11 protein-coding genes and 1 pseudogene are annotated in these 14,760 nt (G+C 64.7%); 5 read left to right on the top strand and 7 right to left on the bottom strand.

The genetic code is table 11. The features are described from left to right. Positions 1–115 precede the first annotated feature (115 nt). Positions 116–3,592 carry a serine/threonine-protein kinase gene (locus JQT59_RS07105; RefSeq protein ID WP_213575531.1) on the top strand — a complete coding sequence of 1,159 codons (3,477 nt, stop codon included), beginning with the start codon at positions 116–118 and terminating at the stop codon, positions 3,590–3,592. A 508-nt stretch (positions 3,593–4,100) separates the two neighbouring features. Here the strand turns inward: JQT59_RS07105 and JQT59_RS07095 are convergent. Then, positions 4,101–4,967 carry an alpha/beta fold hydrolase gene (locus JQT59_RS07095; protein WP_213575530.1) on the bottom strand — a complete coding sequence of 289 codons (867 nt, stop codon included), beginning with the start codon at positions 4,965–4,967 and terminating at the stop codon, positions 4,101–4,103. Between the two features lie 154 nt (positions 4,968–5,121). Between JQT59_RS07095 and JQT59_RS07090 the strand changes: the two genes are divergently transcribed. Next, positions 5,122–5,715, top strand: a complete 594-nt coding sequence (locus JQT59_RS07090) for a TetR/AcrR family transcriptional regulator (protein ID WP_213575529.1) — start codon at positions 5,122–5,124, stop codon at positions 5,713–5,715. A gap of 44 nt (positions 5,716–5,759) precedes the next feature. Here the strand turns inward: JQT59_RS07090 and JQT59_RS07085 are convergent, their stop codons facing one another. Genes JQT59_RS07085 through JQT59_RS07070 form a run of 4 tightly spaced genes read right to left on the bottom strand, consistent with a single transcriptional unit; the run spans position 5,760 to position 10,432 of the window. Further along, positions 5,760–7,004: an NADH:flavin oxidoreductase/NADH oxidase family protein gene (locus tag JQT59_RS07085; RefSeq protein WP_213575528.1), complete on the bottom strand. Its 1,245-nt coding sequence runs from the start codon at positions 7,002–7,004 to the stop codon at positions 5,760–5,762. Between the two features lie 29 nt (positions 7,005–7,033). Continuing rightward, on the bottom strand, positions 7,034–8,497 hold the full coding sequence (locus tag JQT59_RS07080; protein ID WP_213575527.1) for a class I adenylate-forming enzyme family protein: 1,464 nt from the start codon (positions 8,495–8,497) through the stop codon (positions 7,034–7,036). Positions 8,498–8,507: 10 nt separating this feature from the next. Further along, on the bottom strand, positions 8,508–9,455 hold the full coding sequence (locus tag JQT59_RS07075) for an alpha/beta hydrolase (RefSeq protein WP_213575526.1): 948 nt from the start codon (positions 9,453–9,455) through the stop codon (positions 8,508–8,510). A gap of 8 nt (positions 9,456–9,463) precedes the next feature. After that, on the bottom strand, positions 9,464–10,432 hold the full coding sequence (locus JQT59_RS07070; RefSeq protein ID WP_213575525.1) for an enoyl-CoA hydratase/isomerase family protein: 969 nt from the start codon (positions 10,430–10,432) through the stop codon (positions 9,464–9,466). Positions 10,433–10,592: 160 nt separating this feature from the next. On the opposite strand from JQT59_RS07070, the gene JQT59_RS07065 reads away from it, so the two are divergent. From JQT59_RS07065 to JQT59_RS07055, 3 genes are all read left to right on the top strand, one after another. Then, positions 10,593–11,318: a TetR/AcrR family transcriptional regulator gene (locus JQT59_RS07065; protein WP_213575524.1), complete on the top strand. Its 726-nt coding sequence runs from the start codon at positions 10,593–10,595 to the stop codon at positions 11,316–11,318. Between the two features lie 77 nt (positions 11,319–11,395). Further along, the gene (locus tag JQT59_RS07060; protein WP_213575523.1) at positions 11,396–12,298 is read left to right on the top strand and encodes an SDR family oxidoreductase; all 903 of its coding nucleotides are present in this window, start codon (positions 11,396–11,398) and stop codon (positions 12,296–12,298) included. 37 nt (positions 12,299–12,335) lie between these two features. After that, positions 12,336–13,337: an NADP-dependent oxidoreductase gene (locus JQT59_RS07055; RefSeq protein WP_213575522.1), complete on the top strand. Its 1,002-nt coding sequence runs from the start codon at positions 12,336–12,338 to the stop codon at positions 13,335–13,337. A gap of 29 nt (positions 13,338–13,366) precedes the next feature. Here JQT59_RS07055 and JQT59_RS07050 read toward each other — a convergent pair. Together JQT59_RS07050 and gnd are read right to left on the bottom strand one after the other, a co-directional pair. After that, positions 13,367–13,538: pseudogene (locus JQT59_RS07050) on the bottom strand (phosphoglucose isomerase-related protein); the annotation flags it as partial. Between the two features lie 38 nt (positions 13,539–13,576). Continuing rightward, positions 13,577–14,629, bottom strand: a complete 1,053-nt coding sequence (gnd, locus tag JQT59_RS07045; RefSeq protein WP_502939788.1) for a phosphogluconate dehydrogenase (NAD(+)-dependent, decarboxylating) — start codon at positions 14,627–14,629, stop codon at positions 13,577–13,579. Positions 14,630–14,760 lie beyond the last annotated feature (131 nt).

The following is a 14,760-nucleotide window of genomic DNA, read 5'->3' as shown; positions in this document are numbered from 1 at the left end:
TGCTGCCGGTATCTAGAATGGGGTAGTCGCAGTGCGAGGAGGCCCTCATGGGCAGGTGTTGGTCGGTCCGGGCACGCCGCATCGGCGAACCGGGCAAAGTGCGCTGAGGCTTGCCATGCCGGACGACGACACCGAGAGCACGCAACGACAGGTCGACGCAGACGTCGTCGCGGAGTTGGCGGCTGAAGGTTTCGAAGACGCGTGCATCGTCGGCCGCGGCGGGTTCGGCATCGTGTACCGGTGCCGTCAGCCGACGCTCGACCGCGTGGTCGCCGTCAAAGTCCTGAGCCCCGACCCGGACCACATGGATCGGGCCCGTTTCCTTCGCGAGCAACAGGCGATGGGGCGGTTGTCCGGACACCCGAACATCGTCCATGTGCTGCAAGCGGGAATCACCTACACAGGTCGCCCCTACATTGTGATGCCGTTTCATCGCCGTGATTCCCTCGACTCCTGGATCACCAAGCACGGGGCGCTGACGGCCGCAGAGGCGCTGTCGGTCGGTGTCAAACTCGCCGGTGCTCTGGAAACCGCGCACCGCGCGGGAGTGCTGCATCGCGACATCAAACCGGGAAACATCCTGTTGACCGAGTACGGCGAGCCGCAGCTGACCGACTTCGGCATCGCCCGCATCACGGGCGGCGAGGAAACTACCCGGGGTCTGGTGGCCGGGTCACCCGCCTACACCGCCCCAGAACTGCTCAGCGGCGCCGACGCGTCGGTGGTCACGGATATCTATGGCCTCGGGGCGACACTGTTCACGGCACTGGCAGGCCGGCCGGCGTATGCCCGTCGCCGCGGCGAGCAGGTCTTCGCCCAGCTGATGCGCATCGGCACGGAGCCGCTGCCCGATCTGCGAGAGGCGGGCATCCCCAATGCAGTGTGCGACGCGGTCGAGTCGGCAATGGCCCGAGACCCCGCCGACCGTCCCACCACTGCTGCGGACCTGGGCGCCGCACTGCGACGGGCGGGCGAACACATCGGCCTCGCACTGGGGGACATCCCGCTTCCGATCGTCGACGAGGAAGACCGCCCCTTCCTACCCTCGGATGAGGTCGAGGTCGGCGTGTCCGAATACCTTCGATACCGACGGGGCAGCGGGACCCGGCTGGATCGTCCTGCGCCACCGAGTGCGTCCACCAAGTACCGTCCACCGGTCACACCGGGTGCGGCGGTGGCGCGCACGCAGCTGCTCGAGCGCCTCCGCCGGAGCGGGCGTCGGCGCCTGGTGCTCATTCACGGACCCGTCGGGTTCGGTAAGAGCACGCTCGCCGCTCAACGGCTCGCGGCCTTGCGGGAGGAAGGGGTGGCGACTGCGTGGCTGACGATAGACAACGACGACAACACGCTCATCTGGTTCCTCACCCACCTGATCGAGTCCATTGCGGTGGCGGAACCAGCTTTCGGCCGAGAGCTGGTTCGTGAACTCGAAGTCTACGGCGCGGACCGCGAACGGTACGTTCTCACCTCGTTGATCGACAAGCTTCATTCGGCCGACCAGCACGTCGCAGTGGTCATCGACGATTGGCACCGCGTGAGCAATGAGGACACGCGGTCGGCGCTGGCATTCCTGCTCGAGCACGGTTGCCACCATCTACATTTGATCGTCACCAGCCGCACCCGGCTGGGTCTGCCGCTCAGTACAATGAGCGTGCGCAACGAACTCGTCGAAATAGATTCCTTCGCTTTGCGTTTCGACGTCCGGGAGTCGACCCAGTTGTTGGTGGACCGCTCCGGCCTCCACCTGGACGCACCTGACATCGTCGAGCTCGAACAGTCGACGGACGGATGGGCAGCGGCACTGCAACTGGTCTCACTGGCCTTGCGTGAGCATCCGGACCCACGGAGACTGATCGACCACCTGTCCGGAGGGAATCGGGCAATAGGCGAGTATTTGGCCGAGAACGTCCTCGGCAATCTCGATCGAGGCACCCTCGATTTCCTCCTCGCGACCTCGATCACCGAGAAAATCTGCGGCAGCTTGGCACGCGCGCTCACCGACAGCCGGGAAGGGCAAGCGACGCTCGAAGACATCGAGTCCCGTGATCTGTTCCTGCGACGGCTCGACGAGGAAGGGAGATGGTTCCGCTACCACCATCTGTTCGCCGAGTTCCTGCAACACCGCCTCGAGCGTGACGATCCTGACCGAATTGTCGAGCTTCATCGGCGAGCAGGTCGGTGGTTCGCGGACCGGCACCTTCTCAGCCAGGCGGTCGACCACTACCTCCTCGCAGGTGAGGAAGACGATGCTGTCACGCTCGTCGAGGACGCCGCGATGGATTTACTCGAGCAGTCGCAGATGGGAACGCTTCTCGGCCTCGCCGCGAAGCTGCCGGCGAAAGAAACTACCGATCGGCCCCGCTTACACATCGCTGTCGCGTGGGCGCACGCGTTGCTGCATCATCCGCGCGACGCCGAACACAATCTTTCCGTCGCGGAGACCGCACTGGCCAGCGGCGACGATGGCGACGATGCAGTCGTAGATATGCGCGTCGAAGTGACATCCATCCGGGCTGCTGTCACCGCGTTCGACGACAAGATCGACGGACTCGATGAGAGCGTCGAGAGGTGTATGGCCCGGGCGGACACACTGCGGCCATGGGTATTGTGCGGAGCCGCCGACGTCGCGTCCTTCCGCGCTATCTACCAATTCGATTTCGACGAAGCCCGCCGATGGCAAAAATGGGCCCTTCCCTTCCACCAACGGTCCGCCGGGCCCTTCAGCGTGTTGTACGGATATTGCATGGCCGGGATCGCGGCACGCGAACAACTCGATCTGCCAGCGGCTGAGGTCAGTTTCCGGCACGCTATGACACTGGCCTCGGAGGCCGAAGAGGGTCTCGGCTACGGCACCCGGCTCACCGCTGCCCTACTCGGCGACCTACTGTACGAACAGGGGCACCTCGCCGACTCGGATCAACTCCTCGACCGTAGCCACACCTTGGGCGCCGAGGGTGGCACCGTCGACTTCATGCTCGCCACCTACGGCACGGGTGCCCGACTGAAACTCCTGCTCGGACAAAAGGATGCGGCGAAGGCGCGTCTCGACGAGGGTGCCCGGCTGGCGCAGCAACTTGGCTTGCCCCGTTTGGCCGCGCGAATCACCAACGAACGAGTCCGAGCCGGATTCGGACACGCCGCTCCCGGCGCCCCGGTTTTCGACCTCGAGAGCGGACAACTTCCCGACCGGAACAACGGGATCGCCGTCGTCACATTCGAATTGGAGGAGGAGTCGAGGATCCGGGCAGCTCTGACTACCCGCGATCAGGACCTCGCGCCCGTCTACGAAAGGGCACACGCCCTCATCGAGTCGATCGATCGACGGGTTCGCCCGCGGGCATTCCTGCACGCCGCCCTGCTGCAGGTGAATGTGTTGGCCACCATGGGACAGGAAGATGAGGCACTGACGGAACTGTTGCCGCTCGCCGAGCAGTGCGCTCGAATCGGGCTGATACGACCGGTGCTGGATGCCGGGCCCGCGGTGAGCAGGTTGGCACGACGTCTCCGCACACATCTTCTCGGGCGCGCCGACGCCGCCGCGTACACCGGCTTGAACGAGTACCTCGACGAGTTGGAGAAGCAACCGACGTGATCGACTACGACGCTGAATCGCTCGAGTCGACACCAAGGCCCATAAATTTCGAGACTCCAGTGAGCAGTCTCGGACAGACGGTCGGGTAGGCGCGTGCTTCCTTGTGCCAGGTGAGCGCGCGCCGGCCCGGCCGTCATCCGTTCTGGAGGTTCAGCGGGGGATGACCGGGAGTACCAGGTCGGCGCTCGCGCATCGCGATGTAGAACGTTCAACGATCCCGTCTTGTCGTACGGGGTGCGCTGGATCAGCACCGGATACGAACCCGGTGACGCCGGCCGATAGACATCGGCCCTGAGAATCGTGCCGTCGCGCATCGGCGCCTCCACGTTGATCGATGCTGATCTGACTTCTTCGGGGTTTCCTACCTTCATTCGAACACCAACTCGATGCACACCCGGCGCTCGCGAACGCACCTGGAGTGTGCGTGAGTACCGGGTGAGAATCCTGTGAATGTGGTGACCCGCAAGGTACACATAAGGGTACAAGGAGGCAAGGAAAAGTACCCCACTCAGGGCTGGGCAAGGAATTCGAGCACTTCAGGAACGAATCGATGGTGGTACTGGAAGACACCGCCGTGTCCGGAGTTCGGGTAGATCGTCAAACGCGAATTCGGCAGTCGCCGCGCCAGGTCCTCCGAGTGCTCGCTCGCGACCATCAGGTCGTGGTCGCCATTTGCGACGAAGGTGGGGTGGGTGACCACCGACAGGTCGTCCGGAGCCGCCTTTCCGGCTCGTACGATCGCTGCGATTTGCGCAAACCTGGCTTGGATGGAAATCGGCTTGTCGCGGCCGTCGGTTCGCTCGGCCAAACGTGCGAGGTAGTCGTTCGCTGCTCGTTTGCCTTCAGAGGTGCGGGGAAAGAAGAGGAAGTGCCGTGGGTCCTTGCGTGTGAGCGCAGCCTTCAGGTACGCATTGGTGACGATTCGAGCCATCTTGTCGATACCGCTACCCCCACGCGGCCCGGTACCGGCGAGCACCATTCGTCGCACGAGCCGAGGTTCTCGCAGTGCGATGACTTGAGCCACCGCACCTCCGAGCGAAAAACCGAACAAGTCGACGGTGTCGTGGCCGAGAGCGCGAATGAACGCAATTGCGTCGACGCCCATCTGCGTGAGGTCGGCGGGTACGCGTGAACCGCTGGCACCCACCCCGCGATTGTCGAACGCGATCACATGGTGGTGCTGAGCGATGCCGTCCAACACCCGGGGGTCCCAGTCATCCATGACGGCGGTGAAATGATGGAGGAACACCACCGGCACTCCGCCCCGGGGCCCCAATTCGCGGTACGCGAACAGCACACCGTTGACGTCGATGACTTTCGTCGGCGCCTTTGCCCAAGCAATTGCGTCGCTCTCTTGCGCGTTGTGAAGTGTCATTTCATTACTCCTTGTAGCTCGACATCGATAGCTTGCGGCCAACCGTCGAGCCGATTAGCGTACGACCATAATATTACGATCGTCAGGCTATCCCGTAGACTCGCGGCTGGCAAGGAAGACGTCGTGGTGACCTACGAAGCAGGGTGGTGCAGAAATGGCGCGGTACGACGAAGCGCACAAGGCTCAGACGCGTCGTCGCATACTCGACACTGCGGGTCGACGACTCAAGCGCAGCGGTATCGATGGTTCCGGCGTGAGTGCGCTCATGTCGGACGCGGGTTTGACCAATGGCGCTTTCTATGCGCACTTCGGTTCCAAAGACCAGCTCGTCGCCGTTACCGTCGCGGATCAGTTGACAGCGCAGGAGGAAACGCTGCGTTCGCTGCTCTCCGACGACGGTTCGCTCCAATCATTCGTCGAGGACTACCTGTCGTGCGACCATCGCGATCATCCAGATCAGGGTTGTCCGTCAGCCGCCTTGCTGGACGAGATCGCGCGGGCGAGCACTGAGATCCGCAGTGCATATACCGAAGGAATCGTGAGAATCATCGAGTTGGTGGCGAACCGCACCGGCTGCGACGAATCATCATCTGCCAGAAGCACAGCCATTGGCGTCATTGCCGTACTTGTCGGCACGATGCAGCTCGCCCGAGCCGTGACCGATGAACAGCTGTCGGCGGAGATACTGGCGTCTGGAATCGCCGGCGCGGGCCGGCTCCTGGAGCACGCCGAGCCGAACTCCCACTGAGCACCGCCCCCAGGTCGCCGGTCCACCGGTTCACCTCGGCCGGCCTATCCGCCCCGCTTGGGTCGAAAGGATGTCCGCCCGTTGCGACGCAACAGTGCGACCGTGGTGGCGAGCAGCCCCCGATTCAGATCGGGTTCGAGACCGGCGCTGATGCGGTGCAGCTGGTCGGTGTGCCAGCCGAGGTCGAGGAGCCCGTCCAGCGCCTTGACGTCGACCACCCTACCCAGGACACCCCGCATTCCGGATCGCGACTGATGAGTGGTGAGGGCGTCGGCGCGCCCGGCGAGGATGACGTCGGCAGCATCGGTGGTCGTCGCGGTGGGCCGTCCGATCCCGACGACATCGCACTCGCCGGCCCCAATTGCCCCCTCCATGGCGGTGCGAGAGCGGAAACCGCCGGTCACCGCAAGCGGAACATCTCCTGCCAGCGCGCGGACAGTGCGTGCGTAGTCGAGAAAGTACGCCTCGCGGGCGCGGGTACTGGCCGCGGCACTGCCCATCATGGCGGGAGACTCGTAGCTTCCTCCGCTGACCTCGATCAGGTCGAGGCCTTCCTGGGCCAGCGCCGCGACCACCACGCGGGACTCGTCTTCGGTGAATCCGCCGCGTTGGAAGTCGGCCGAGTTGAGTTTGATGCCGACCGCGAAGCCCGGTGACACCCGCGCGCGAATGCGGCGCACGACCTCGAGGACGAAGCGCATCCGCCGCTGCGGGTCACCACCCCACTCGTCATCGCGCCGGTTCGCCAACGGTGAGAGGAACTGGGCGACGAGGTAGCCATGGGCACCGTGAATCTGCACGCCGTCAAAACCTGCTGTCTCACAGACCAGAGCGGAGGCGGCGAAACGTTCGATGATGCCCTCGATTTCACCGGAGGTCAGCTCCCGCGGGGTGGACGCGCCGGGAATATCGAGCGGCACCGGACTCGGAGCGACGGGAGTGTGCCCGAGCGCGAGCGGGTTCGCCTGGCGTCCGGGATGATTGAGTTGAACCCAGATCGGGACACCGGCATCCTTGGCCGTCTTCGCCCAGCGGGTCAGCGCGTCGAGATCACGCTCGTCCTCGATGACGATATTGCCCGGCTCACCGAGCTGGGTGCGGTCGACCATGACGTTGCCGGTGACGAGCAGCCCGTAGCCGCCTCGACTCCAGGTGGCGTAAAGCTGTTCGAGGCGGTGGTCAGGAGAGTTCCGTCTATCACCGAGCGCTTCACTCAACGCAGACTTCATGATTCGGTTCGGGAGTACCTGACCGCAGGGCAACGGTAATGGATCGTGCAGGGAGGCCATGAAGCAGTACCTTTCGCAGGGATTGATTCTTACGACGTCGCGAGGGCATGGGCGGCCCGCAGTGTGTTCTTGTCGATCTTGCCGACCGCGTTCTTGGCGATGGCTTCGACGACGACGATCGACGTCGGCCGCTTGTAGCGGCTGAGTTTCTGCGTGCACAGTGCGTGCAGCGCAGCCGGGTCGACGGTCGAATCGGGTGCCGGTTGCACGTAGGCGACGACGACCTCGCCCCAAATGTGGTCGGGTACGCCGATCACGGCGGCCTCGAGCACGGACGGGTCGCCGGCGAGGACGTCCTCGATTTCCTTGGGATAGATGTTCTCGCCGCCGCGGATGATCATGTCTTTCGATCGTCCGACCAGTGTCAGGTAGCCTTCCGCATCGAGGTGACCGATATCGCCGGTGTGCAGCCATCCGTCGACGAGGACGCGCGCGGTGTCGTCCGGGCGGCCGAGGTAGCCGCGCATGACATTGGGGCCGCGCACGAGGACCTCTCCGTCCACCCCCACACCCATGTCAGTGCCGTTCGGGTCGACGATGCGAATCTCTTGACCTGGGAAGGCAATCCCGACCGTTCCGGCGCGACGGGGCCCCGACACAGGGTTGAGAGTGGACGCGCAGGTCCCTTCGGACAGCCCGTAGCCCTCGAGGAGGGGAAATCCGTACCTGCCCTCAAACCTGGCCAGCAACTCCGGCGAGGCGGGTGCGGCGCCGCAGATGCCGAAACGCAGTGAGGACGTGTCGGGCCGAACCTCGCTCGGGAGGGCCGCCAGGATGTTGTAGATCGTCGGCACAGCGCTGAAGAAGGTCGGGCGTTCCGATTCGACGAGATCGAAGAAGGTTCGGGGATCGAATCGGCCGGATATAACGACGCTGGCACCGACGAGCAGCGGGGTGAGGACGCTGACGACGATGCCGTTGACGTGGAACAGCGGCAGGATCAGCAGGCATCGGTCTGCCTCACCCAGTTGCAGCGCCTGGGCACCCATCTCGGCCATGGCGTCGATATTGGTGTGGTCGAGCATCACCCCCTTCGGCACTCCGGTGGTGCCGCTGGTGTAGATCAGGAGGGCGGGGGCCGACGTATCGGCGGAAGGTGCGGGATCCGCCGCCACGGGCGCGTCGTACAGATCAGCGACACGGAGCGTGACGACATCACCCGCCGGGGTCAGGCCGTCGTCGACGACGAGGAGGCGTGCGGCGGAGTCGGCGAGCTGGCGAGCGACCTCGGCGTCGGTCAGGGCGGGGTTGACCGGGGTGACGGTGGCGCCGAGTCGCCAGGTCGCGAACAGCAGCACCACGAACTCGGTGCGGTTGGTCAGCTTCACGGCAACGACGGCTCCGGGCCCGATGTTCAGCTGATGGAGGTGGCGGGTGGCCGCGCGTACTCGGTCGAGCAACTGAGCGTTGGTGAGTGCGCTCCTGGCGTCGGAGACGGCGGGTCCGTGCGGGTCGAGATCGGCGCGGCGGTCGGGCAGCGATGCGAACGTCATGGTGGTCGTGTCACCTTCGGTGTGATGCGGCCCGGCCCGGTGCGGGTGTGGCCGGCGCTGCATCGAGATGGCGGGTGAGGAACTCGGTCTGATCGCGGACCAGGGCTTCGAAGGGTTCGCCGAGGTAGAAGTCGAAGTGTCCGGCGTCGTAGGTCTTGATCTCTGCCTGCGGTGCGGTACGCGCATATCGGAGGGTCTGAGCGGGTGGGGTGACGGTGTCGGTGTTGCTGATGCAGAACAGGATCGGGAAGTCGATGTTCTGTGCTGCGCGCCCCGGCCGGTAGGTGACCAGACTGGGAATCACTCGGGCCGCTACCTCGTTTCGGAACGTCGCCCCGGTTGGCACGATAGCCCGGTAGCCGGGAAGTGCATCCGGGGCATTCATCAGGGCCAGTGAACCGGGTGCGCCGGCGAGCGGAATCATGACCGGCTCGCGTCGGCGAACCTTGGCCGCCAGATCCCGGGCGATCAGAGGCGAGGCTTTCACCGAGGCGGCCGGACCGAGCGCGAGCGCGGAGGCCAGCCCGTCGGTGAACGGGCATTGGGCGACGGCGGCTCGCAGTTCCGGATGCCGCGAGGCGACGGTGATGGCGTGTCCACCGCCGAAGGAACTGCCCCACACGGCAATGCGTGTGCTGTCGAGACCGTCACGAGCCTTGACCCACGCAATGGCGGAATCCCAGTCGGCAAGCTGCTTCTTGATCGACAGCAGCTGGCGGGGATGACCGCCGCTGTCGCCGAAGTGCCGATAGGTGAACGCGAAGGCGGCGATGCCTGCCTTGGCGAAACGCTCGGCGAAGGCGTCCAGGCGCATGTCGCGGGTGGCTCCCAGGCCGTGCCCGAGGATGACGACGGGCGGGGACGCTACGCCGGTGGGCAGATACAGCCATGCCGCGCAGGAACTGTCGCCGGAGGAGAAAAGGACGTCGTGACGGGTGTAGGGCTTCTTGGTGGCCATGGCTGGTCTCACTGTTCGTTCGTCGAGCGGGGCCCGGGCACGCGGCCGGATTCGAGGGCCTGCTTGTAGATGTCCGGGTTGTAGAGGGGCAGCTCACCGGTGGAATCGGTGCTCTCGAGATAGTCGAGCATCAACTGCTGGCCATCGTCGGATTGGTCGGTACCGAGGAACTCGGTGCGCTCGACATGCAATCCCTCCGCCAGCGACATCGAGCCGCCGAAATACACCGACCGCTTGACCGCCGCCACCGCTTCCCTCGGGCGAGCGCCGAAGTATTCGGCGAGCTCGGTCGCCCGAGTCACCACGTCGCCCGGCGCAACAACCTCGTCGACGGCTCCGTTGGCGAGGGCCTGCGCGGGCGTGAACGGTTTGCCTTCGAGGATGGCGACCAGGGACCGATGGGTGCCGATCAGTCGAGTCAGGCGCTGGGTACCGCCACCACCCGGATTGATTCCCAGCAGTACCTCGGGCTGACCGATGAAGAAATCTCCGTCGGCCATGACCCGCAGGTCGCACGCCCAGGCGAATTCTGCACCCAGACCGAGCGCCGAACCGTTCAGGGCAGCAACGAAAATGACGCCGCTCGCGTTCATCCGCAGGAATGTGGCATGCAGACGGTCGAGCTGGACTGCTCCCCACAGCGGGGTTTTGCGCATCATGGGCTCGAGGGCACGGGCGCGATCCGCTCCTCGGGCCACCCGCGCGATCGCGGAGGCACCGCGCCGCCCAAATGGCGGGACCGCCGCCCCCTCTTCCTGCAGCCACCGCACATCCGCATGGCTGACGAATCGGCCCGGGCGTGTGCCGGTGAACACCACGGCGCGGATGCCCGGATCCCGGTCGACCCGGTCTACCAACTCCTCGAGCTGGTTGGCGATATCGATGCCGAACAGGCTGTGCGGGCCGCCGTCGACCCGCACGATCAACACCTCTCCGCTGTCCTCGACCTCGAGATGTCCCTTGGTTTTGTGTGTCATGAGATTTTCACTTCCGTGAATGGCTGAAAGGGGAAGCACGTCTGGCGAGCGACCGCCAGTAACTTCGTTATAGGAGTACTGTAACCTCGTTATTAGCTAGTGGCAACCGTCACTCGTACAGATGGATGCCCCAGCGGAAAATGCGAAGTCAGGTGTAGTTATGGGAGAGACGTCGTCGGTGCCGGTTCCGGGGAGTGTTCCGGAACGGTTGGTTCTCGCCACGGTCGGCCTGCTGGCCGAACAGGGCCCGTCCGCGATCAAGGCGCGAACCGTGGCGTCCTCGGCCGGTCTGTCGACGATGGTGGTCTACCACCACTTCGGCGGGATACCCGAGCTCGTCCGCGCGGTCGCAGACTATGGGTTCACCGAACTCGGCACCGCCTTTTCCGGGGTGCCGGAGACTGAAGATCCGGTCGTGGATCTGTTCGCACTGGCATTGACGTGTCGGCGCCTGGCACGCGAGAACCCTCATCTATACGACCTGATGTTCGGACTGTCCACGCGCGCTACCTACCGGCCGCTGGAGTCGGACGTGCGATTGAGTGGGCATTCCCTGGCGTTCCGCGAAGCCTACGCACGCGTCATCCACGCGTGTGCACGTCTTGTGGCTTCCGGCAGGGTCGAGCCCCACACCCCGGAGGTGGTCGCTGCCCAGCTGTGGAGTTACGTCCACGGTTACATCACCCTCGAGCTCGGCGAGCATTTCGCCGAGTTCGACGACGCGGTGCTGCAGGTTATGTTGCCGATGGGAGTGAACTTTGCCGTCGGCCTCGGCGACACCCGCGAACTCGCCCAGGCTTCACACGAGCGGGCGGTGAGCCTGTACGGGTCGGCCCAGCCGGCGGGAAATTCGGCGGGCGAGTCGGCAGTGGCCTCGGGCGCGTAGCGAGTCTGCCGAAGTCAGTGGAAGATCCGAACCGTAGAGCCATTGCGCTCGTCGTATAACGAAGTTACAGTCGAGCCATGAAACGAGATCTGGTGGGCAGGAAAGTGATTGTCACGGGGGCCGCGCGCGGCATCGGGGAGAAGGTGGCACGCCTGGCCGCGGCCCAGGGAGCCCGTGTCGCTCTGATCGGCCTCGAGCCCGACCGACTGCAATCCCTTGCCGCGGAATTGGGGCCGTCGTCTCATTGGTGCGAGGCGGACGTGCGGGACAGCACGGCGCTGCAGTCCGCGATCGACGAGTGCGCCGGTGCCATGAACGGTGTGGACATGGTCGTCGCCAACGCCGGAGTGGCCGCCTATGGAACAGTGCGGCACGCGGACGAAGCATCCTTCGAGCGAGTCGTGGACATCAACCTGAACGGCGTATTCCGCACACTCAAGCATGCGACACCCCACCTGCAACGCAGCGGAGGCCACGTGCTGATCGTGGCATCTGCGCTGTCCTTCACCTCGATAGGCGGTCTTGCCTCCTACGGTGCGAGCAAGGCCGGGGTCGAGGCGCTCGCGCTCGCCTACCGCGGTGAAGTGGCCCATCTCGGGATCACCGTCGGCCTGGTTCATCCGTCCTGGATCGACACCGACCTGGTGCGAGGCGCCGAGGTCGACATTCCCTCCTTCCAACAGATGCGCAACCGACTCCCGTATCCGGGGAACGTCACGACCAGTGTCGAGCGGGCGGCCTCGGCGATCGTGGAAGGACTTGCCCACCGGCGCAGTCGCGTCTATGTGCCGCGGGCCGTCGTCGTCGCCAACTGGGCGAAAGCACTTTTGAATTCACCGCTGGTCTGGCCGTGGACGAGGCGGTTCTCTGCCCTGACAATCCCGTCACTCGAGACCGAAGTTGCCGCCTTGGGCCGCAACGACCAACTCGTTCCACGCTTCGAGTCGCCCGGCCGAGAACGATCCCCGGTTTCCGCCTGAGCGACGCCCCGACACAAAGAGCAAGGAGAAAAAGACGATGAAGGCATTCGTTCTCGATCGTTACGGAAGCAATGACGGCGTGCGGTTCGGCGAAACTCCCGACCCGGAAGTGGGCCCCGGTGACGTCCTGGTTCAGATTCACGCCGCGAGTGTGAACCCGCTGGACCTGAAAATCAGAGAGGGAAAACTCAAACCCGTCCTGCCGTATCGCCTACCGATCGTGTTGGGCAATGACCTGGCCGGAGTGGTCGTCAAGGTTGGACGCGATGTGCGGAGATTCCAGCCAGGTGACGAGGTGTATGCGCGGCCGGACCAAGGCCGGATCGGCGCCTTCGCGAAATTCATCGCAATGCAGGAAGACGATGTGGCTCTCGAGCCGCGAGAGCTCACCATGGAGGAGGCGGCTTCGATACCTCTGGTCGGCCTGACCGCGTGGCAAGCGCTGGTCGAGAGGGCGAATCTGCAGGCCGGACAGAAGGTTCTCATCCATGCCGGCTCAGGTGGGGTGGGTACCTTCGCGATCCAATTGGCCAAGCACCTCGGTGCGACCGTGGCCACGACGACGAGCACCGCGAATATCGACTGGGTGCAGCGTCTCGGTGCCGACATCGTCATCGACTACAAGAAAGACGACTTCGCGGCGGTCTTGCGCGATTACGATCTCGTCCTCGACACCCTGGGTGGGGACACGCTCGCGAACTCACTCCGCGTTCTCAAACCGGGCGGAAAGGTCATCTCGGTTGCCGGTCCGCCGGATCACACTTTCGCGAAAGAAGCCGGCCTGAACTGGATCGTGCAACAGGTGATGCGCCTTCTGAGCTTTCGAATCCGAAGGAACGCCAAGCGTCACCACGTCACCTACTCCTTCCTCTTCATGAAATCGAGTGGAGACCAGTTGCGCCAGCTCGCGTCCATCATCGAGTCCGGCGCCATACGTCCAGTGGTGGACCGAATCTTTCCGTTCGAACAGACCAAAGAGGCTCTGGCATACGTCGACCAGGGGCGCGCGAAGGGCAAGGTCGTCGTCAAGGTCAGGTGAGATTTCCTGAGCAGCGGGCGGCCGGACGGCGCGTGCTGCCCGTCGGTGCCGGGCTCAACCCACCAGATGGTCCGGGTGGCGGTGCCGACCAGAGCTCGATTATCCTGCACCGCTTTACCGTTTGACTCCATGGGCAACTGCTGGGTAAGCAGGAAGCCGGGCGAGATCGTTCGAATACGGCAGCAAGGCCCGGGTTACGGCGTTGCGGGGGATGCTGGTTGGGTCGAGGTTGTCACGGGTCAGGCGATTCCGGCCGATGCGGCGGGCCGGACGGCGTGTCCCCCGAACTGATTACGCAGTGCCGAAACCGCTTTCATGGCCGGGGAGTCATCCTGACGGGACGCGAACCGCGCGAACAAAGCAGCGGAGATCACCGGCGCGGGGACCGCGTGGGCGATGGCCTCTTCGACGGTCCAACGGCCTTCACCGGAATCCTCGGTGTAGCCGGAGATCGCGGCCAATTGGGGATCGTCGGACAGCGCCTGCACCAGGAGATCGAGCAACCAGGAGCGGACCACGGTGCCTTTGGACCACGCGCGCAGGACCGCGGGCACGTCGACGATGGATTCCTCCGCCGCGAGCAATTCGTACCCCTCGGCGTAGGCCTGCATCAATCCGTATTCGATACCGTTGTGCACCATCTTCGCGTAGTGGCCGGCGCCGACCCGTCCTGCGTGCACGAACGAATCCTCCCGTTCACCGTCCGGGCGCAGCGCATCGAAGACCGGCATCAACCGGTCGATGTCGGCCGCGTCGCCGCCGGCCATCAGCGCGTACCCGTTCTCGCGTCCCCACACCCCGCCGGAAACGCCGCAGTCGAGGTAGCGGATGCCGTGTTCGGCCAGAATTTCCGCGTTGAGCCTGTCGTCGGTGAACCGGGAGTTGCCGCCGTCGACGACGAGGTCCCCGGGTGCCAGCAGGCGAGAGAGTTGCCCGATGACCTGACGGGTCGGCGCCCCAGCGGGCACCATCACCCATACCGCGCGGGGAGCGGGAAGTGACTCGACCAACGCTTCGAGGCTGTCCGCGTCGCTGTCGGCGGAACTCGGATCGTATCCGACTGCCTCTAGTCCACGGTCGCGCAGACGCTCCCGCATGTTCAATCCCATTTTGCCCAGACCGACCAGTCCCAGTTTCATCGTCACCATTCCCGTTTCACATCGGCGATCTTGCCGAGACCTATGTCTACGGGGGAATCGGCACGACCTCACCTGACCGGACGGGCAGCCGGCACTGGCCGCTCGGCCAAGTGCATTCCGGCTCGCCGCCTTCGACACTGGTACCCGACGCATTGTCTGAATGCGCCTGTAGTGGAGCGAAAGACGGAGTGCAGCTGAAGTGACCGTATCTGAAGTGCAGGAGCGGAACCCGCTGGCAGGCGGCTCAGGCGTTGTCGGCGAGGCATTGATTGGCAACACGGGTC

It is taken from the genome of Rhodococcus sp. USK13, from assembly GCF_018343855.1.
GTDB lineage: Bacteria > Actinomycetota > Actinomycetes > Mycobacteriales > Mycobacteriaceae > Rhodococcus_F > Rhodococcus_F oxybenzonivorans.
Note: the sequence above shows the minus strand (reverse complement) of the source record. Positions and strands in the feature narration are given on the sequence as shown.

What these genes read in the sequence shown, in the direction of transcription:
- JQT59_RS07065 (WP_213575524.1), top strand. Translation starts at nt 10,593, where the DNA reads ATGGGAGAGACGTCGTCGGTGCCGGTTCCGGGGAGTGTTCCGGAACGG.
- JQT59_RS07080 (WP_213575527.1), bottom strand. Translation starts at nt 8,497, where the DNA reads ATGACGTTCGCATCGCTGCCCGACCGCCGCGCCGATCTCGACCCGCAC.
- gnd (WP_502939788.1), bottom strand. Translation starts at nt 14,629, where the DNA reads ATGCGTCGGGTACCAGTGTCGAAGGCGGCGAGCCGGAATGCACTTGGC.
- JQT59_RS07095 (WP_213575530.1), bottom strand. Translation starts at nt 4,967, where the DNA reads ATGACACTTCACAACGCGCAAGAGAGCGACGCAATTGCTTGGGCAAAG.
- JQT59_RS07060 (WP_213575523.1), top strand. Translation starts at nt 11,396, where the DNA reads ATGAAACGAGATCTGGTGGGCAGGAAAGTGATTGTCACGGGGGCCGCG.
- JQT59_RS07105 (WP_213575531.1), top strand. Translation starts at nt 116, where the DNA reads ATGCCGGACGACGACACCGAGAGCACGCAACGACAGGTCGACGCAGAC.
- JQT59_RS07070 (WP_213575525.1), bottom strand. Translation starts at nt 10,432, where the DNA reads ATGACACACAAAACCAAGGGACATCTCGAGGTCGAGGACAGCGGAGAG.
- JQT59_RS07055 (WP_213575522.1), top strand. Translation starts at nt 12,336, where the DNA reads ATGAAGGCATTCGTTCTCGATCGTTACGGAAGCAATGACGGCGTGCGG.
- JQT59_RS07085 (WP_213575528.1), bottom strand. Translation starts at nt 7,004, where the DNA reads ATGGCCTCCCTGCACGATCCATTACCGTTGCCCTGCGGTCAGGTACTC.
- JQT59_RS07090 (WP_213575529.1), top strand. Translation starts at nt 5,122, where the DNA reads ATGGCGCGGTACGACGAAGCGCACAAGGCTCAGACGCGTCGTCGCATA.
- JQT59_RS07075 (WP_213575526.1), bottom strand. Translation starts at nt 9,455, where the DNA reads ATGGCCACCAAGAAGCCCTACACCCGTCACGACGTCCTTTTCTCCTCC.